The organism is Streptomyces sp. NPDC042002, assembly GCF_055588305.1.
Genome location: NZ_JBVJCT010000008.1, coordinates 170,932 through 188,741, shown reverse-complemented (window position 1 = coordinate 188,741; position 17,810 = coordinate 170,932). Strand labels below are relative to the sequence as shown.

Here is a 17,810-nt window from a genome sequence, read left to right as displayed (position 1 = left end):
ACCCGCCGCGATCGGTTGCCGCACGCGAACCGCCTGGCCAGCAGCCCCTGTTGCCCATTCGGCGACTGCCCGTTGGCCGGATGCGTCAGTAATCTGTCATTGCAGTCGGTGTGATGATCGATACAGGCTGTGACCGTGGCAGAGCGACGTGTTGTTGTGGTGGTGTACGCGGGCGCCATGGCGCTGGACATCACCGGACCGATTGAAGTGTTCGATGTCGCCAACCGGCTCCTCGCCCCGGCGGCCGCCCCCTATCGGATCGACCTGGTGTCCGCTGACGCCCCACTGGTGCGCACGGGTTCAGGAGTGGTCCTGGGGGCCTTGCCGCTGGAGGCGGGGGAGGGCCCTGTCGACACCCTCCTCGTCCCGGGCGGATGGAGTGTCGGCGAGGTGCTTCGGGACCGGGCGCTGGTCTCGTGGATCGGTACGGCGGCGGCCCGGTCGCGCAGGGTCGCCTCGGTGTGTGGCGGATCCTTTCTGCTGGCCGAGGCGGGCCTCCTGGACGGCAGACGCGCCACCACGCACTGGGCGTACACCGAGGCGATGGCCTGCCGCTACCCGGCCGTGACGGTGGACGCCGAGCCGATCTTCGTCTGGGACGGCCCCTTCGTGACCTCGGCGGGCGTGTCGACCGGGATCGACATGGCGCTGGCCCTGGTGGAGGCCGATCACGGTGCGGCACTCGCACTGGAGACGGCACGGTTCCTGGTGCTCTTCCTCAAGCGGCACGGAGGACAGTCCCAGTTCAGCGCGATGCTCGACGCCCAATTGGCCGACCATCCGCCGATCCGTACCGCGCAGGAGTGGATTCTCGAGAACCTGCACAACCCCTTACCCGTGGCCGAGATGGCCCAGCAGGCCAACATGAGCCCGCGCAACTTCGCCCGGGTGTTCAGGCGCGAGGTGGGCACGACCCCCGGCCAGTACGTCCAGCGCACGCGGATCGCCCGCGCGCGCGAGCTGCTGGAGACCACTGATCTGTCGATCGGTCAGATAGCGGGCCGCTGCGGATACGGCGCTCCCGAGACCTTCTTCCGCTCCTTCGGGCGGACTCTGGGACTCACGCCGAAGGAGTACCGGCACCGCTTCCAGGTCATCACGCCGTCCGGCCTCGTCGACCGGCGCCACGAGAGGGACGGGAGCCCCGTATGACCAGCACCTCGGACTTACCGGAGACAGAGACGGTGCGTTTGGCCGACCACCTGGCCGACGAGCTCGCCAGGGCCGGGGTCACCTGCATGTTCGGTGTCGGGGGCGCGAACATCGAGGACCTGTATGACGCCGTTCACCGAGGCGGCATCGTCCGCGGTGTGGTCGCCAAGCACGAGTTCTCGGCCGTCACGATGGCCGACGGCTACGCCCGGACCACCGGGCGCCTCGGCGTTGTCGCCGCCACCTCGGGCGGCGGCGCGATGAACCTGGTACCGGGTCTGGCGGAGGCGTACGCCTCCCGGGTGCCCGTGCTGGCCCTGGTGGGGCAGCCGCCGACCGAACAGGACGGCCACGGAGCGTTCCAGGACACCAGCGGCAAGGGGGACTCCTTCGACGCGGGGGAGGTCTTCGCGCCGATCTCCCGGTTCTGTGCCCGGGTCGAGGACGCGGACTCGCTCATGGAGCTGCTGCCGCGGGCGATGGCGGCGGCACAGGCCGATCCGCGAGGGCCGGCGGTGCTGCTGCTGCCGAAGGACGTGCAGCAGGCGCGGATCCGGGTGCCCGGCCGCGGCGCGGCGCCGACGACGGCCGATCCTTCGCAGACCGTGCCCGCGCCGGCCGCGCCTTCAACGGGCGCGCCGGCTCCGGCACCGGCGGGGACCGCGTCGGCGACACTGCTCGACAGCGTGGCTCTCGCCGAGGTGTCGGACATCCTTCGCGGGGCGGACAAGGTCCTCGTCATCGCCGGTGAGGAGGTCGCCGCCGCCGACGCGCGGGCGGAACTGGCCGGACTGGCCCGGAACCTCGGGGCGTGGGTGGCGGTCACCCCGGACGCCAAGGACGTCTTCGACAACAGTGATCCCCGGTTCGCGGGCGTGGCCGGGGTGATGGGCCATGCCAACGTCGAGGACTGTCTGCGGCGGGCCGACGTGTGCCTTCTGGTCGGTACACGGCTGCCGCTCCTGGCGCGCGGCGGCCTGGAGCGGGCCCTGGCCGCCACCGACGTCGTACACCTGGGCCACGAGAAGCCGTTCGTGCCGGCCACCGTACTGGGCGGAGACCTGCGGGACGCCCTGCGCGCGGTGACCGGCCGGCTCCCGTCGCGCCCGCATGACTGTCCCGAGCACTCCGGTCCCCTCCCCACCGTCATGACGGGTCCGGCCTCCTCGGCCGCCCGGGGGCGAACCGTTCTTCCCTACGCCCAGGCCGTCGCCGCGGTGGAGGCGGCACTCCCGCAGGACGCGCACGTCTTCGTGGACGCCGGCAACGCGGGCGCCAGCGCGATCCATCTCCTCCCGGCACCGCGCCACGGCCGCTTCGTGGTGGCGCTGGGCATGGGGGGCATGGGCTACACCTTCGGTGCCGGCATCGGCGCCGCGCTCGCCACCGGGCGGCGCACGTACGTACTCGCGGGCGACGGGTCCTTCCTCATGCACGGCATGGAAGTGCACACCGCCGTCGAGTACGCCGCACCCGTGACCTTCGTCATCTTCAACAACAACGCCCACGCCATGTGCGCTGTGCGCGAGGAATTCCTCCAGGGCGGCGTCCGCAGCGACGACCTGTTCGGCCGGACCGACATCGCCGCCGGGGTGGCCGCAGCGTTCCCGTCCCTCGACGTCACCGGAGCCGAGAACGCGGCGCAGCTGCGCGGCGCACTGCTGCGCGGCAACGAGGGCGGCGGCCCGGCGTTCGTCGCACTGGACTGCGACCCGGGGGAGATCCCCCCGTTCCTCCCCTTCCAGCCGTTCGCCGAAGCCACCGGCAGTACCCGACACGCCGACAGCAAGGAGTATTCAGATGAGCGACGAGTCGTCCACGTTGGCTGACATCCCCGGCCTGATGCGGATAGAGAACCCCGGCAGGGACGAGCTGACCGCCCACTGCATGGAACTCACCCACGCCGTCTACCCGCACCACCAGGTCTACGGGCAGTACTGCACCATCCACGAGTACGTCGACTGTCCTCCGGAACTGGCCTACGACTACCTCCGCCAGGGCCACCACCTGGAGGAGTGGACCTGCAGCCTGCGGGACTTCGCCCCCTCCGGCACACCCGGACTGTGGGTCGGCCACGACCGGCTCGAGGACGACACCAGGATCTACTGCGAGGTGGTCGCCAACCCCGAGGCCATGACCGTGGACTACCACTGCTCCTGGGACCAGGGCGACAAGCTGTGGATGATCTACCTGATGCGCGTCGTACCGGCCCGCCGGGTGCTCGACAAACCGGGCTCGGTGATCACCTGGACCAACTGCCGCCATCCCTATTACGACAACAACCCGCACCCCGGCCTGGCCCCCCGCCCGGACCGGCCCTGGGTGGGTGACTACTGGGACCTCTTCTACGCGGGGCACACCGTGGAGATGAACAACCTCAAGGCGATCCTGGAACACCGTCACCGCAACGGACTTCCGATCAGCGTGGCTCCGGCGAGGGCGGTGGCACCGTGACCACGGTCAGCCTCACCGACGTCGCGAGCTACCTTCCCGGCGAGCCGGTCCTCGCGGACTTCTACACCGACTACCCCGGAGCGGAGGACAAGCTCCGCGGCCACCCCATGTTCAAGGTCCCCCCGGCACGGCACCACGTGGCCGCGGACGAGACCAACGCGGACATGGTCGAGCGCGCGGTGCAGCCCCTGATCGAACGGCACGGCAGGGACGAGATCCGAGGCGTCGACGTGCTGCTGGTGCACAGCCAGCTGCCGGATCTGCCGTTCGTCGGCGCCGGCACCGAGGTGGCACGCCGACTGGGGCTGAACCCGGAGTGGCTCGTCGATGTGGCCAACGCCGGCTGCGCCTCCTTCGTGTACATGCTGAAGCTGGCCCGGCAGATCCTCAGCACCACTGACGCGAAGACCGCGCTGATCTGCAACGCGCAGAGCGCCGCCGGCCAGTGGTTCACCCAGTCCGAAGTGCGAAGGCTCGCGCAGGCGGCGATCCCGGGCGACGGCTGCGGCGTGGGATTCGTGACGACGTCGGCCGACGCCCCGGTCCTCGACGTGGAGACACGGCACATCGGCGACTACGCCGGGGACATGACCGTGGCGGTCGACGACGGCCGCAAGTACTGGGAGCCGGGGAAGTCCCAGCTGCGGATCGGGTTCACCGACGCCAGCGTCGCCAAGGTCCTGGCACGCGGCAACCGCCTCGTCCCCGAGGTGATCACGGACCTGTGCCGACGGCTCGGCGTGGCGACCGGAGACATCGACGTCCTCATCACCAACCAGCCGAACCGCACCTTCCTGCGGAACTGGCGGGAGGCGCTGCAACTGCCTGCCGAACGGCACCTGAACACCTTCGACCAGTACGGGAACCTCTTCGGAGCGGCGATCCCGGTCACCCTGGACCACGCGATCCGCTCGGGCCAGGTGAAGGACGGTGACCTGGTGGTCCTGGGGGGATTCGCCCACGCCGGCGACTTCGCCGGTGGCGCCGCCGTCCGCTGGCACGGCGGGCGGGGATGACCCAGGGGCGTGCCCCTGCGCGCGGTCGGCGTTCGCGGACGCCGGTGAGTCCGGGGTGGCGAAGGCGACCGTAGCCGCGACACCGAGGAGGGCGCCGTGGCCGCAGCGGCTATCCTTCTCACCTGCCGGGGCCGGCCCCCACACACTTGGGGGACCCGGTTCGGCCGGACGCGGCAAGCCGCGGGTCGATCTTGGAATGTACGGCCGTCCGGCGTTGCTGCACTCGCCATGGGCTCACCCCGTTCCAGGGGCGCCCCGGGCGATGGTGCTCGGCACGACGGGACACGAGAGCTGCTCACGCTCTCGATCCCGTCCGCTCCCATGCGCCCGGCCCGCTGTCTTCGAAAGGTTCTCCCGCACCATGCCCTTGGCTCTGCTGGCCCTGGCCGTCGTCGCGTTCGGTATCGGCACGACCGAGTTCGCCACGATGGGGCTGCTCCCCCAGATCGCTCACGGGATCGGTGTGTCCGTGCCGCACGCCGGCAACGTCGTGTCGGCCTACGCGCTCGGTGTCGTCGTCGGCGCGCCGTTGCTGACGGGCATCGGCGCGCGCGTCCCGCACAAACGCCTGCTGCTGCTCCTGACCGGACTGTTCGTGATCGGCAACATAGCGTCCGCGCTCGCCCCCGACTTCGGCACGCTCTTCGCCGCGCGCTTCCTGGCAGGTCTGCCGCACGGCGCGCTGTTCGGCGTGGGTGCCGTCGTCGCCTCACGACTGGTCGCCCCGGAGCGCGCGGCACGCGCCGTATCGAAGATGTTCCTCGGCCTCACGATCGCCAACATCATCGGAGTTCCGGCCTGCACGGCCCTCGGACAGCACCTGGGCTGGCGGTCCGCCTACGGCGCGGTCGCCGTCATCGGTCTCGTCGCCCTGGCCGGAGTGGCCGCCTTCGTCCCGCACCAGCCGCGCGGGCAGGCGTCCGGCATCCGGCACGAACTGCGGGCCATGGGCAACAAGCAGGTCGGCATCGGCCTGGCCACGGCCGTCATCGGGTTCGGCGGATTCTTCGCCGTCTACAGCTATCTCGTGCCCATGCTCACGCACCTCACCGGAATCGCGGACGCCTCGACCACCTGGGTCCTCGCGCTGTACGGCGTGGGCATGACGCTCGGCACCCTGGTCGCCGGACCGCTCACGGACCGCGCACTGCGCCCGACGATGTACTGGGGGCTCGTTCTGCTCGCCGCGGCGTTGACGACGTTCTACTTCACCGTCCACAGCACCGTGCCCGCCCTGGTCACCATCACGTTCATCGGCGCGATGGGTTCCCTCATCACCACGCCGGTCCAGATGCTCCTCATGTCCAAGGCGAAGAACGCCCCGACGATGGCGGCGGCCTCCAACCACTCCGCCTTCAACCTGGCCAACGCGGGTGGTGCCTGGCTCGGCGGCCTGGTCATCTCGGCGGGCTGGGGCTGGGCCGCCCCCAACCTGGTCGGCGCGGTTCTCGCACTGGCCGGTCTCGGCCTCGCCTTCACGGGCGGTCTCATGGAACGCGGCGACCGACGCTCCGAAGTGATCGCGCAAGCGTCGCCCGCGGTCGAACCGGAGACGCGCGTCCGCACAGCGGACTGAGGCGTCGACACTCGATTGACCCTTGACCGACGTTCGGCAGGGCGCTGGGACCACTCGGACGATGGGGCGCCGGGACTACTCGGACCTGACGGCGCCTTCGGCGGCCGGCCCGTCGGACCGAGTCGACCCGGCATGGCCCTGGACGCCGGCGGGGTGCGGCGGGGCGGCGAGCCCGCACGGCGCACATCCGGATGCCCGGTCCGGGCTCAGCGGCACGCCGTTGCCGCGCAGCACGTCGCGCAGGTCCAGGATGAGCGGGAACACCTCGTGGTTGTGGTCCTCGCCCTGTTCGTCCCAGGCACGCTGTTCCGCCTCGACCGCCGTGCGGTCCTGGGCGAAGACGCGCTCGGTGAAGCGGCGGATGAGCGGCCAGGCGACGTGGAGCGCCCCGGGAACCGACGGTTTCGCGATCGTCAGCAGGCCGTAGGCGTGGTTGACGCGCTGCTCCGCGTCCTCCGGCACGTAGGCGGCCCAGAGGGAGAACACCGGGAGGTCGGCGCCTTCAGGGACGTCCCGCAGGGTCTGGTACGGGTACTCGGTGCGGATGGTGATGACGTCGGGCCTGTCCCGGCCACCGATCCCCTCCGCGGACAGCAGACCCGCGCCCCGGTCCTTGCGCCCTCCGGCGGGGACGAAGAGATACCGGGCCTCGACGTGGCGTGGGCCGGTCTCGTACCCGAGCAGCTCCGGCCGGATCCTGCCGAGCACACTCCGGTGCAGGAACTGGTGGTTCATGTCCAGCAGGTTCTCGTGCATGAACGAGTAGTGGCAGCGCACCGTACGGGAGAACGTCATGGTCCGGTGGGCGGCCGAATGGTATTCGGGCAGCGACGGGAACGGCGCCGCCGCGGCCAGAGCCGGGTCTCCGGGAAACACGAACACCAGGCCGTAGGCCTCTCGGACCGGGTAGGAACGCACCCCGCGCGGCGGCCGTTCGCAGCCCTTGGGCAGGTAGGGGATCTGCGAGATGCGGCCGTCACCGCGGTAGGCCCAGGCGTGGTAGCAGCAGCGCAGAATGTCACCCTCCACCACACCCATGCTCAGCGGCACCTGCCGGTGCGCGCAGCGGTCCTCCAGCGCGTGGACGGTGCCGCTGCGCCCCCGGTACAGCGCGATCCGCTCACCGGCGAACACGGCCGCGAACGTCCGGTTGCGCCGCACGCTCCGGGAGGTCGCCACCGGATACCAGTGGTCCGGGGAGATACCGACCCGCCGCAGGTCGGGAACCGGACCGGGCAGGTCCCGGAGGCGGCCGTCCACGACATGGGGCGGATACGCGACCGCGTCGGTGGCCGACGACCGGTCCTGCCGGTCAGCTCCGGAGCGGCCGGGTCGGGCCTCGGTCATGGGCTGTGGTCCTTTGCGCTCGCGCGAGGTCGTGCCGTGCGGTCGGGAATGCCGCCCACCAGGTTCACGGTGTCCCGCCCGCCCGCTACGCCACCGCGGACGGCCGCTGCCGACGCGGGCGATCCCCCCGCCGCCGCAGGGGATCCACCTCCCTACGGTCGCCGGGGGCGCCTCGGCCGTCAACCGCAGACGCGCGTTGGTGTCCGAGCAGAACATGCGGGCCGCTGACGTCTCCCTCACCCACCGGTGGGGACGGCATGGCTGGGAGCATGGCTCGGTGAGCTACTTCTCGTACTTCAGCATCGGTCCCGGTCAGGACCGGCCGTACCACCCGCAGCCCAGGCGAGCCGAGCCCGGCGAGTGGCCGAAGCTGGAGGCCGCGCTCGCGGTGGTCAACCGCGACGTGGTGGCGACACTGCCGGGTCAGGACGCGCTGGTGCTGATGGTTGTCCCCCCGTGGGAGCCTGGGTCCCGTGGCGCGATCGACGGCGATCAGGTCTACGTGGCGCTGCCGGACGGCCGTTCGCACGGCAATTCGGTGAACGCGTGTTATGTGGAGGAGGGCGACCCGCCAGAGCCGGACGATGCGATGACGGTCCTGGCCGTGGTCGCGGACGCGGCGCAGTCGACCATCATGGAGCTGCTCTGGCAGGTCTGGCCCGTCTGCTGGGAACACAAGATCGGAATGCATCCTCGCCCCGCAGGAACCACTGACGACGAGTGCCACGGCGAAACGGACTCGGCCGACCCGCCGGTGTGGTGGTGCCGGGGCAGCAGGAACGGCGAGTGCCACGACGTCTCCCTGGTGGGCGAGTTGGCGGCCACACTGCCGGGAAAGCAGCGCCGCGCGCTACGCCGCGGCGAGCGCCGTCCCCGTTAGCCGCGGTCCGGACACCTTTCCCACGTCGAGTTCGTGTGTGGCACATGAGCCCTTCGGGTCGGCGTGTCGTACCTGGGGGATCATGCGCTAATATTGATCTTGAGCTGATCGGCGGAAGTCGCACCGGTTCGCGATGCGTTGGTGGTCCAAGGAAAGACGTCCCGCTTCCTGCGGGGAGATGCAGGTGCAAGGCCTGCCCGGCGCTCTGTGAAGACCCTGTCCCGTGTTGTCCGGGACAGGGTCTTTTTTTGGGATCTCCCGGCCGTGATCCGAGTTGACCGCGTCGGCCTTGCCGCGGTTGCCCATGGCGGAGGCCGTGCACTACGGGATGGCACGCTTTCCGAGGTTCGACCGGCCTGCCCGACCCGGGCGGGGACCACGTACGGGAGGCAGCATGGCCGACAGCAGTCGCGGATACGTCAGGGACCGGCGCGGATGCCGCCATTGGGGCCCGCAGGGCGCCGCGGGACTGCTGCTGCGCCAGGACGGCCGATTCCTGCTCCAGCGCCGTTCCTGGCGGGTTCACCATGGCCGCACCTGGAGCATTCCCGGCGGAGCGCTGAAAGCCGGTGAGATCCCGTTGGAGGGGGCACGCCGCGAGTTCGAGGAGGAACTCGGCACCGTTCCGGCACTGCGTCACGTCCGCACCTTCGTGGACGACCACGGCGGATGGGCCTACCACACCCTCGTCATGGACCTGGCGGAGCCGTTCTCGCCGCGACACGGCGACGGCGAGGGCGCCGCCTACCGGTGGTGCACCCCTGCCGAGATCGAGGCGCTTGCGCTCCACCCCGGATTCGAGGCCACATGGCCGCGGTTGCTGACGGCGTTGGACGGACTCTGACCCTTGGGCGGCACGAGGCCGGGAGTGCGCCGGGGCCCGGCTGCGCGCTCTCGGGCCACCGGTGGGCGTTTCCGCGCCGACAACCTGGTCGTCTCTCCCTCCACACGCCGACGAACCCCGGGCGCGGACCCGGTCAGGGCTTCGGGGAGGAAGGCGTCGTAGGCGGCTGCGGGCATCGCGGGGTTGAGCAGGCCGGTCTCGGTGCTCACCGCCTCGGCTGTCCGGGTAGGGCCCGGGCTTGCTGCGGGCCGCCAGGGGACGGGGAAGCGCGCCGCTCCGGGGCGGAGGCCCGGTGGTGGCGGTCAGGCCGTCTGGTTCTGGGGACAGTTTCCGACGGGGCCCATGGCGCCGTTGACCCGGCGGCTGATCTCTCGCAGCTGCTTGTAGTGCGTCCTGGTGAGGGGGTCGATGAGCAGGCGGCGGACTTCGGCGACGTGCCCGGGCGCGGTGGCCCCGACCTTGTCCCAGCCCGCGTCGGTCAGGACGGCGAGGGTGTACCGGCCGTCGGCGGGGTCGGGAGTACGGCGGAGCCAGCCCTTGGCTTCCAGGCGCTTGGCGGTGTGCGAGAGCCGGGAGAGGGAGCCCGCGACGAACTCGGCCAGGTCGCTCATCCGCAGCGTGCGGCCCTCGGTCATGGAGAGCCCGGCAAGGACCTGGTACTCGAAGTGGGAGATGCCCGCGTCGCGCTGCAGTTGGGCGTCCAAGGCGGCGGGGAACCTCACGAGCATCGTGGCCATGGCGAGCCAGGTCTCCTGCTCATCGGGGTCCAGCCAGCGGGGCTCTTCGGTACTCACGCCTCCCACCCTAGCTTGACCGTTCAATCCAAGGAGCCCGGCATTCGCTTGAAGCCTCATGTCGCGCAGTACGTCCATTCGCTTGACGCTTCAATCAATGCGCACGTAGCTTCCGGTTGACCGTTCAAGTCGTCGAGTAGAGAAGTGCCTGATGAACATCACCTTGTGGATCATTGCCGGTCTCCTTGCCGCGGCCTTCCTGGCCGCCGGCCTGATGAAGGCCACCCGGCCTCAGGAGAAGCTCGCCGCCTCCGGCATGACCTGGGCGGCGGATTACCCGGCGGGTGCGGTCAAGGCGATAGGCGTCGTCGAGGTTCTCGGCGCACTCGGCCTGGTCCTGCCCGCCGCGGTGGACATCGCCCCGGTACTGGTCCCCTGGGCGGCCGTCGGCATCGCGGTCACCATGCTCGGGGCGGCCGCCGTCCACCTGCGCCGGGGCGAGGCCAAGGCGCTCCCGGTCAACCTGGTCCTCCTGATCCTGGCCGTCGTCGTCGCCTGGGGCCGTTTCGGCAGCCACGCCTTCTGAGCGGCGGCCCTTCGAGTCAAATCCCTGTCCTCCTGCGATGAGAGGGCGGGGCCGCCGCCTCCCCGTCCACCAGTCCGGGACACGAGCCATCGATCAGGTCCTGGTCGTTCCCGCCGAACCCGCGTGGCCATCCGATGACGTCCGCTGCTTGAACATCGCGGAGGGACGCTCCCTCGAACCTGGCCCCCGTGACGTCGGTCAGCCCGAGCGGGGGCATGCCGGTGTTCACGCTTCCGAGCCTCGCGTCGGTCAGATCGGTGTCGCGCAGGTCAGCACCCCGTAGATCGCATCCGGCCAGGCCGGCCCCGCGCAGGGAAGCCCCGCGCAGGTCTGCGCCGCCGAAGTCGCACAACTTGAACCAACACCCGTCCAGGGTGGCGTGGCGCAGATCGGCCCCGGTGAACGAGCAGCGCGTGAACCGCAGTTGCAACGTGCGAGCGGAAGCAAGGTTCTGGCCCGTGAAGTCCTCCCCGTTCACGGCCGCATAACGGGGGAGAGCGGCAAGTCGTGCTCTCGCGGACAGTGGCGTGGTCATGTGCGACACCCTGTCAGCCCGATCGGTATCCGTCGCCTCCATTCCCCGACAGCGAGCCGCCCGCCAGCCGATCACGCAGGTCCGGGCGGGTCCGGAACGCGGGTGCGGCCACCAATGATCATCTGCGATCACCTGTGATCACTCGTGTGACGGAACTGCCGAACGGACGGACCTTGTTCCAGGAGGCTTCGGAGCGATGGCTGCCGTCTGGTGGTCACACGAGGTGATCAGCCGCAGAAGGCGCCGTCAGTGTGATGTCGCGGTCCCGGACGCAACCGAAGAGGTCCTTGCCGAGCTCTGGACCAGTAGCCGCCGCAACTCACCTGGTGAGGAGACAGAGATGACCCCCTGGAACAGCGAGACCCTCGGTTCCTGCGCCTTCGTCGACCCCTATGCCGCACACTCCCGGGACGACGCCTGGCCGACTCCGGACCAGCCCCGCGATGACATCGACTCCTACCTGCCGCCGCCCGACCCCACCCTGCGCCTCAGCTACACCCTCGACCCACACGACCAGCGACGCCTCGCCCTGCACGCGACACTCACCGCCGCCGGCATCCCGCCGATGCCTGAGGACCGTGCCGTCATCGACCAGATCAGCGCGCTGCCCGCCGACGTCAACGATGTGCTCCAGCGCTGGCTGCACCACGTCCTGTAGTCCCCGAGGTGGCCGCCCCGCCGGGCCTGGCCGGTGCCCTCGAGATCCGGCCGACGTCCGGGAACAGGCTTGGCCGGCTGCACGACCGCTTCCCCGCCCATCGTGGAATTCCGCGTGGCGATGTTCCACGATGGGCAACGGCGCTTCCGGCGGCCCCCGGCCGAGGCGTGGACGTCCCCGGAGGACGCGGGTGGGTTCCTGCGCCCGCTCACGGTTATCCTGCCTCGTCCTGAACAGGCCAGAGAGGTTCCGCACCATGAACAGCACCATGTCGTCCTTTCCCGAGCGGATCGAGCTCTCGGGGGAGGGCCTCGTTCTCCGTGACTGGACGGAGGCGGACCTCACGGCGATGCCGGAGCTGTTCGACCACCCCGACATCGCGTACTGGACACCGCTCGTCTCCCCCTTCGACGAAACGGCCGCCCGCGCACGCCTGGACCGGGACCGGCAGTTGCGGGCCGAGGGTACGAGCGTCCTGCTCGCCATCACCGTCGACGGCGGCGCACCGCTCGGCGAGGTGATGCTGCGGCGTGCCCCCGAGGGCATGGAGATCGGCTACGTCGTCGGTCCCGCGCACCGCGGCCAGGGGCTCGCGTCGCGGGCGGTACGGGTGATGGCCGCGTACGCCTTCGAGCAGTTGGGCGCCGGGCAGGTGATCCTGGAACTGGAGGCCGAGAACGCGGCCAGCGTCGCCGTGGCCACCAAGTCGGGCTTCAGCCTGCTCGACGTGCCGCTGATCACAGGTGAGGAGAAGGGACGGCCCTACGCCCTGCAGACATGGGGTCTCAACCGCCCCTGACACCCCGCTTCCTCGTGGGGGCGGCTTCCGACTCGAACGCTGCTGGTCAGTGGGGACGGTGGCGGACGAGATCGACCGGATCCAGTACCGATCCTTCGACCCCGCTTCCCGGCCTGTCGCTGTCGTCGGCGACAACGGGCCGTTCGCGGCGGGGACTTGGGTCCTCCTGAGAAGGATCCCGGACGTGAACTCCGCCAGCGGGGCCATGATCGTGGATCCGGCGGACTGCTGCTGGAGGGCTGTGTCGTCGAGGCCGGGGCCTTCCCCGATGCGGCCCTGGCGGCACGTCGTGATGAAGAACGATGAAGAACCCGGTGGCGGACTCGGACCGGCGCGGATCACCATGCACCCTATGAGTGACCAACCGGCACGGTGGACCCAGGCGACTGTCTATCCCGACATGTGGGCCGACCCGGACGACGACCCCCGCGACAAGGAAGGTGTCGGTCCGGACGGCGAACTCGCGACGTTGCAGGACTTCTTGACGGACTACCGTATGACCCTGCGGATGAAGTGCGAGGGTCTGGACGCGGAGCAGTTGGCCCGTCGGTCGGTTCCGCCGTCGACGATGTCACTGCTCGGCCTGCTCCGGCACCTCGCCGAGGTGGAACGGGACTGGCGCAACTGGATCAGCGACGGTGACCCGCTGCCGAAGCTGTACGGCCGACGTGACGCGGACTTCGAGGGAGCCGTCGCCGAGCAGGCGGTGGTCGACGCCGCGTACACCGATCTGGAGCGTGAGCAGGGGGCGACCGACGCCGCGCTGGCCGAACACCCGGATCTGAGCGAGCGCGTGGGGAAGGACGGGATCGCGGTCCGTGAGCTGATGGTGCACAGGATCGAGGAGTACGCCCGTCACTGCGGGCACGCCGACCTGTTGCGCGAGTGCACCGACGGCAGGGTGGGGCAGTGACGAGGGCCGGGATCCACCTCCGCCCCCACCCGTCATGCCGGGATCCACACCCGTCCCCGTCATGCCGGGACCCACACCCGCCCCGCCGTGTCAGGAAGTGCCTACGCGTCGGCGGTGCGACGCAGGGGTGGCGACGTCCGGACGCCGAATTCCCCCGCCGCCGCTTCGGCTGGTAACGCGGTCCCGCGGGGCGGGCGGTTCGCCCGGTCGGGGGTGCGCATGCGACTGCCGAGGGCCACCCCCAGCTGGAAGCGGTTGTCGACCCCGAGCCTGTCCATGAGTGAGCGCAGGATGTTCGTCACCGTCCGGGGACTGACGCCGAGCCTGCCGGCGGCACTCGCGTCCGTGTGCCCCGCGAGCAGCAACGCGACGAGTTTCCGCTGACGCTCGTCCAGCGGCATGACGGCGGCGAGCCTGTCCTCGACGCTCGGCCGCAGAGGGACGGGCCGCTGTTCGTTCCCGGGCATCCGGAGGCTGTTGCGGCGCAGAGGTGTGGGGTTCGGTGAGGTACGCACGGGACTCCCCTGGTCGGTGTGATCTGGCGTGTTGTGTGGTGGCGGCCGTGTGCCCTTCGCGGGGGTCGTGACCGGCCCCGTCCGGCGTGACGGCGACACTGGGAGAGGCGCTGGGCGAGGTCAGGCCTTTCGGATCAGAATCGTGGCGCGGAAAGGGTCATTCGTGCCCTTTCGAGTGGCCCGATGGTTGACAGCGGGAGTGACTGTGGTCAATAACCACGTCCCGCTCGCACCAAAACTGCCGAAAGCGGAATCGAAACGCGGCGAGTGGTATCGCTCCCATGATCAGGGCGGTCGCCCTCCATGGGTGCGTCTAGCTGCGATGATGGCCACGGAGGTGGGTGCGCGTACAGAAGGAATGGCCGTCCGTCGGATGCGCGACTTACGAAGACGGTTCACTGCCGGGCAATGGTTTGAGCTAAACTTGACTCATTGGTAATGCCCGTCAAGTTGGCCGAGGAGCAGGTGTGAAGATCTCGGGTGAAGTCGGTACGCGTATCCGACGCCTGCGCCGATCCGCCGGAATGTCCCAGGCCGACCTTGCGGGCGGCGATCTGTCCGCGAGTTACATCTCGCTGCTGGAAGCCGGCAAGCGGACGCCGTCGACGGAGGTGCTCGCACAGCTGGCCAAGCGGTTGGACTGCGACCTGTCCGACCTGACCGGCGCTCCCGCGGAGATCCCGGTCAACGAGCTCGAGGTGGAACTGAACTACGCCGAGATGGCCCTGAACAACGGGGACCCGCACGCGGCGTTCGAGGCGTATCGCGCCGTCCAGGAGAAGATGACGGTCTCCGCCCAGCCCGAGGTCTGGTACAAGGCGGAGAGCGGGATGGCCCGCTCCCTGGAGCACGGTGGCCGCCTCGAGGAGGCGGTCGCCCGGCTCGAGGCGCTGCATTCCGCCTCCCTGGAGCGTCCCGACCTGGTGCCCCGGCTCACCACCGTGATCGCGTTGTGCCGCTGCTACCGCGAACTGGGCGACCTCTCCCACGCGATAGAGGTGGCCGAGGCCACGCTCGCGGAGCTGGAAAAGCTCCAGCTCGGTCCGACGGTCATCGGCGTCGAGTTGCTGTCCACCCTGGTGGGCGTGCACATGGAGCGCGGCGACATGCACCGCGCGTCGTACCTGGCCACCAAGGCGATCGAGCAGGCGGGCACGATCACGGACTCCCGCGCGCTGGGTGCCGCGTACTGGAACGCCAGCGTGGTCATGCACCGCAACGGGAACACCGCGGACGCGCTGACGCTGATCGAGAAGGCACTGGCCATCTACGCGGAGGGCGACGACCAGCGAGCCCTCGCGCGGCTGCGCAACGCCTACGCCATGGTGCTTCTTCAGTCGGAGACGGCGCAGCCCGAGGTGGCCCGCGACGTCCTCAGCCAGAGCCTTGCGAGCCTGCGCGACGTCGGCAGCAGCGTGGACATCGCCTACTGCCTTTCGGCCCTGGCTCAGGCCGAGCTGCGCCTCGGGAACGGGGCGGCCGCCATCGATCACGCCGAACGCGCACTGGAGCTGCTGGGCCCCGACCATCGTCTGCAGAGCGCGCGCAACCATCTGGTGCTGGCCGCGGCCCGGCTGGCCCGGGGCGAGAAGCAGTCCGCCCAGGACGCCTATGAGCGGGGTGCCCTGATGCTGGAGGCGTCGGAGGCGAACCGGCAGGCGGGGTTCGCCTGGGCCGAGCTGGCCGAGATTCTGAAGCTCTGCGGCGAGGACGAGCGCGCGGTGTGGGCGTACCGGCAGAGCATGCGGTGCATGGGGCACCGGGAGACCTTCCTGACGGGGCAGAGGCTGACATCGCTCACATAAGGACGGTGCTGGGCCGAGGGTGAGCGCTGTGAGGGCGGCGGGGGATGTCACCGCCGCCCTCGCGTGGTTCGGACCGGACCGTCAGCAGCAGAGAGGGATGTCCGAGCCGTCCTTGTCGACCGGGGGCTCGACGGACGAGGGCGCCGCGATCTCGGTGGTCATGCCGGTCCGCGCCCTGGAATGACCCGGCTGCCCGCCCTGGGCGGCGACCGCTCCGAGGGTGGCGACACACAGCAACGGCACAACGGCTATCGAAAAGCGCCTTGAGCGAATCATTCTTACTTCTCTCCCCGACGTGTCTCTCATGAGTGGCTGAGCACCCGGTCTCGGTCAGTGACTCATTTTGTGACTCACTTGACTGGCCCGGCGGAAAGATGCTGACACGGCATGACTGCGATGGTCAACACGTGAATTAAGTGCCGCGAAATATGCGTGTCGCACCTTATCTCCCTCAATGCGGCTTTTCTGTGAAGGTGTAAAGAGTGATCATTCTGGACAAGTTGAGCGTCGAAGAAACCGTGATGCGGGAAATTGCGAGCCATGACTAATATTTGTGACTCATAGTCAAGTTGTGTTGGGCTGAAAGTGGGGAGTGGTGTGAGTGCGCGAGAGCGTGCCGCAGGGGTGGCCGGACGGGGCAGGTGCCCACGCCGCGTCGGCGTTCGCCGAATGCCTGGTGAGGCTCGGTTACCGTCGACAACCGCCCGGGCCCCTGCTCGCCGAGGACGGCGGCGCCACACTTTTCACCTCCGTCGCGGCCCCGGCCTGGCGGAGGTCCCTGACCGGCCATCCGAGACCCGAACCGGGAGGCGCCGTCGTACTCCAGTGGGTGCTGAACACCAGTCGGCTGGTGGCCCTGCCTCCCGCCTCACCGCCCAGCGCCGGACGCGCGGTGGGAGCCGTCTGGACCGGCACACGTGCTTACGAGGAGGCACTTCGCGACGTTCTGGAGGCCCTGCTGGAGACCGGCACCGGACACGGTGACCTGACGTTCCTGCTCCGCGCCGAGCCGCAGGACGCCGCCCCGGTGACAACTGCCCTGCGAGGGCTGGGCGTCGAACGGGAACGCATCGCCCACGGCCCCCGGCTACCGGAGACCCCGGTGCGCATGGCCCCCGAACTGGGGCCGTGTCTCACACTGCGGCGCCGCTCCCGGGGGCCCGCGTTCGCGCACTGCGACGGCCGCTGCGCGTGTGGCTGTCACGTCTCCGTCGCACACATCCAGTTCGTGGAACGACGGCGGACGGCGGGACGCGTGGCGCCACTGCGGCAGCCGCTGTTCGAGATGATCGTCTCCGAACACACGCTGACGCACGGCCCCCGCGCGGGAACACTGACGCCGCACGAGCCGAGACAGCCCGTGCCGCCGCTGCTGGGGCCGCTCATCGCGGGGATCTCCGAACTGCTGGCCGGGGTGACCGGAGCGGAAGGCCCGAGTCCGGTGTTCCTGGCGGACGCGTCGAGCGCCGCTTCGCTGCTGCTCGGCGAGGGGATGGCCCCGGGGCCCCGCGGCGGTCCGTACGTCCTGCGTCGGCTCATCCGCATGGTCGGCACGGAACTGGCGGTGCACGGTCTTCCGCCGGCGTTGCTCACCTCGGTCATGGCCACCGCGGAACTCGCCTACCGGGCCCCCCTCGGTTTTCCCCGGCTGTCCGCGCGCTCCTGGGTGCACATGACGGACGAGCGGGACGCCTTCCTCAAGGTGCTGAGCAAGGGGCGCAGCCATGTGATGCGGCCCGGTGTCCTCTCGGACCGGCCGTGGGAGACGGCGAGGCAGTTGATGCGGCTCCGGTCGGAGCGAGGGGTGCCGCTCGCGCTGTCGCTGCGCTGGTGCCGTGAAGCGGGGATGGAGTTGCCCCTCGTCCACCTGGCGCTCGCGGATCTCTGGGACACCCCGAGGCCCGCGCCGCCGCCCGGCACCCGGGCGTGACGTAACACCGGGGGCGTGCCTCTGCGGGAAACACGGCCGTCCCCTCGGCTGAGGGGGCGGTACCTC

At 70.1% G+C, this 17,810-nt stretch carries 18 protein-coding genes and 1 tRNA gene; 14 read left to right on the top strand and 5 right to left on the bottom strand.

What is annotated here, in order from left to right:
* Positions 1 to 135 precede the first annotated feature (135 nt).
* The 5 genes from ACZ6KY_RS15355 to ACZ6KY_RS15335 all read left to right on the top strand — a co-directional run bounded on the left by ACZ6KY_RS15355 (position 136) and on the right by ACZ6KY_RS15335 (position 6,198).
* Positions 136 to 1,152, top strand: coding sequence for a GlxA family transcriptional regulator (locus ACZ6KY_RS15355; protein WP_469310780.1), 1,017 nt, complete (start codon positions 136 to 138; stop codon positions 1,150 to 1,152).
* A complete protein-coding gene (locus ACZ6KY_RS15350; protein WP_469310779.1) occupies positions 1,149 to 2,981 on the top strand; it encodes a thiamine pyrophosphate-binding protein in 1,833 nt (610 codons plus the stop codon). The genes ACZ6KY_RS15355 and ACZ6KY_RS15350 overlap by 4 nt, the downstream gene beginning before the upstream one ends.
* Complete coding sequence (locus ACZ6KY_RS15345; RefSeq protein WP_469310778.1) at positions 2,953 to 3,606, top strand: SRPBCC family protein; 654 nt, start codon at positions 2,953 to 2,955, stop codon at positions 3,604 to 3,606. Before ACZ6KY_RS15350 ends, ACZ6KY_RS15345 begins: the two co-directional genes overlap by 29 nt.
* On the top strand, positions 3,603 to 4,622 hold the full coding sequence (locus tag ACZ6KY_RS15340; protein WP_469310777.1) for a 3-oxoacyl-ACP synthase III family protein: 1,020 nt from the start codon (positions 3,603 to 3,605) through the stop codon (positions 4,620 to 4,622). The genes ACZ6KY_RS15345 and ACZ6KY_RS15340 overlap by 4 nt, the downstream gene beginning before the upstream one ends.
* 361 nt (positions 4,623 to 4,983) lie before the next feature.
* The gene (locus ACZ6KY_RS15335) at positions 4,984 to 6,198 is read left to right on the top strand and encodes an MFS transporter (protein WP_469310776.1); all 1,215 of its coding nucleotides are present in this window, start codon (positions 4,984 to 4,986) and stop codon (positions 6,196 to 6,198) included.
* A 75-nt stretch (positions 6,199 to 6,273) separates the two neighbouring features.
* On the opposite strand, the gene ACZ6KY_RS15330 is transcribed toward ACZ6KY_RS15335, so the two are convergent.
* Complete coding sequence (locus ACZ6KY_RS15330; protein ID WP_469310775.1) at positions 6,274 to 7,545, bottom strand: Rieske 2Fe-2S domain-containing protein; 1,272 nt, start codon at positions 7,543 to 7,545, stop codon at positions 6,274 to 6,276.
* A 199-nt stretch (positions 7,546 to 7,744) separates the two neighbouring features.
* Here ACZ6KY_RS15330 and ACZ6KY_RS15325 point away from each other — a divergent pair, with 199 nt between their 5' ends.
* The 3 genes from ACZ6KY_RS15325 (at position 7,745) to ACZ6KY_RS15315 (ending at position 9,269) form a co-directional block, all read left to right on the top strand.
* Complete coding sequence (locus ACZ6KY_RS15325; protein ID WP_469310774.1) at positions 7,745 to 8,425, top strand: hypothetical protein; 681 nt, start codon at positions 7,745 to 7,747, stop codon at positions 8,423 to 8,425.
* Between the two features lie 135 nt (positions 8,426 to 8,560).
* Positions 8,561 to 8,630: transfer RNA gene (locus ACZ6KY_RS15320), tRNA-Arg, on the top strand.
* A gap of 189 nt (positions 8,631 to 8,819) precedes the next feature.
* Positions 8,820 to 9,269, top strand: coding sequence for an NUDIX domain-containing protein (locus ACZ6KY_RS15315; RefSeq protein ID WP_469310773.1), 450 nt, complete (start codon positions 8,820 to 8,822; stop codon positions 9,267 to 9,269).
* 302 nt (positions 9,270 to 9,571) lie between these two features.
* Here ACZ6KY_RS15315 and ACZ6KY_RS15310 read toward each other — a convergent pair whose 3' ends face one another.
* Positions 9,572 to 10,063 (bottom strand): MarR family winged helix-turn-helix transcriptional regulator, encoded by a 492-nt coding sequence (locus ACZ6KY_RS15310; RefSeq protein WP_469310772.1) that lies wholly within the window; start codon positions 10,061 to 10,063, stop codon positions 9,572 to 9,574.
* A gap of 151 nt (positions 10,064 to 10,214) precedes the next feature.
* Here ACZ6KY_RS15310 and ACZ6KY_RS15305 point away from each other — a divergent pair, with 151 nt between their 5' ends.
* A complete protein-coding gene (locus ACZ6KY_RS15305) occupies positions 10,215 to 10,589 on the top strand; it encodes a DoxX family protein (RefSeq protein ID WP_469310771.1) in 375 nt (124 codons plus the stop codon).
* Positions 10,590 to 10,605: 16 nt separating this feature from the next.
* Here the strand turns inward: ACZ6KY_RS15305 and ACZ6KY_RS15300 are convergent, their stop codons facing one another.
* On the bottom strand, positions 10,606 to 11,124 hold the full coding sequence (locus ACZ6KY_RS15300) for a pentapeptide repeat-containing protein (protein ID WP_469310770.1): 519 nt from the start codon (positions 11,122 to 11,124) through the stop codon (positions 10,606 to 10,608).
* 340 nt (positions 11,125 to 11,464) lie between these two features.
* Between ACZ6KY_RS15300 and ACZ6KY_RS15295 the strand changes: the two genes are divergently transcribed.
* The 3 genes from ACZ6KY_RS15295 to ACZ6KY_RS15285 all read left to right on the top strand — a co-directional run bounded on the left by ACZ6KY_RS15295 (position 11,465) and on the right by ACZ6KY_RS15285 (position 13,494).
* Positions 11,465 to 11,782, top strand: a complete 318-nt coding sequence (locus ACZ6KY_RS15295; protein ID WP_469310769.1) for a hypothetical protein — start codon at positions 11,465 to 11,467, stop codon at positions 11,780 to 11,782.
* Positions 11,783 to 12,038: 256 nt separating this feature from the next.
* On the top strand, positions 12,039 to 12,581 hold the full coding sequence (locus tag ACZ6KY_RS15290; RefSeq protein ID WP_469310768.1) for a GNAT family N-acetyltransferase: 543 nt from the start codon (positions 12,039 to 12,041) through the stop codon (positions 12,579 to 12,581).
* A gap of 352 nt (positions 12,582 to 12,933) precedes the next feature.
* Positions 12,934 to 13,494 carry a DinB family protein gene (locus ACZ6KY_RS15285; RefSeq protein ID WP_469310767.1) on the top strand — a complete coding sequence of 187 codons (561 nt, stop codon included), beginning with the start codon at positions 12,934 to 12,936 and terminating at the stop codon, positions 13,492 to 13,494.
* 101 nt (positions 13,495 to 13,595) lie between these two features.
* Here ACZ6KY_RS15285 and ACZ6KY_RS15280 read toward each other — a convergent pair whose 3' ends face one another.
* Positions 13,596 to 14,009 carry a helix-turn-helix domain-containing protein gene (locus ACZ6KY_RS15280; RefSeq protein ID WP_469310766.1) on the bottom strand — a complete coding sequence of 138 codons (414 nt, stop codon included), beginning with the start codon at positions 14,007 to 14,009 and terminating at the stop codon, positions 13,596 to 13,598.
* 467 nt (positions 14,010 to 14,476) lie between these two features.
* Between ACZ6KY_RS15280 and ACZ6KY_RS15275 the strand changes: the two genes are divergently transcribed.
* Complete coding sequence (locus ACZ6KY_RS15275; protein WP_469310765.1) at positions 14,477 to 15,814, top strand: helix-turn-helix domain-containing protein; 1,338 nt, start codon at positions 14,477 to 14,479, stop codon at positions 15,812 to 15,814.
* 81 nt (positions 15,815 to 15,895) lie between these two features.
* Here the strand turns inward: ACZ6KY_RS15275 and ACZ6KY_RS15270 are convergent, their stop codons facing one another.
* Positions 15,896 to 16,057 carry a hypothetical protein gene (locus tag ACZ6KY_RS15270; RefSeq protein WP_469310764.1) on the bottom strand — a complete coding sequence of 54 codons (162 nt, stop codon included), beginning with the start codon at positions 16,055 to 16,057 and terminating at the stop codon, positions 15,896 to 15,898.
* Between the two features lie 358 nt (positions 16,058 to 16,415).
* Here ACZ6KY_RS15270 and ACZ6KY_RS15265 point away from each other — a divergent pair, with 358 nt between their 5' ends.
* Positions 16,416 to 17,744 carry a hypothetical protein gene (locus ACZ6KY_RS15265; protein ID WP_469310763.1) on the top strand — a complete coding sequence of 443 codons (1,329 nt, stop codon included), beginning with the start codon at positions 16,416 to 16,418 and terminating at the stop codon, positions 17,742 to 17,744.
* The last annotated feature ends 66 nt before the right edge of the window (positions 17,745 to 17,810 follow it).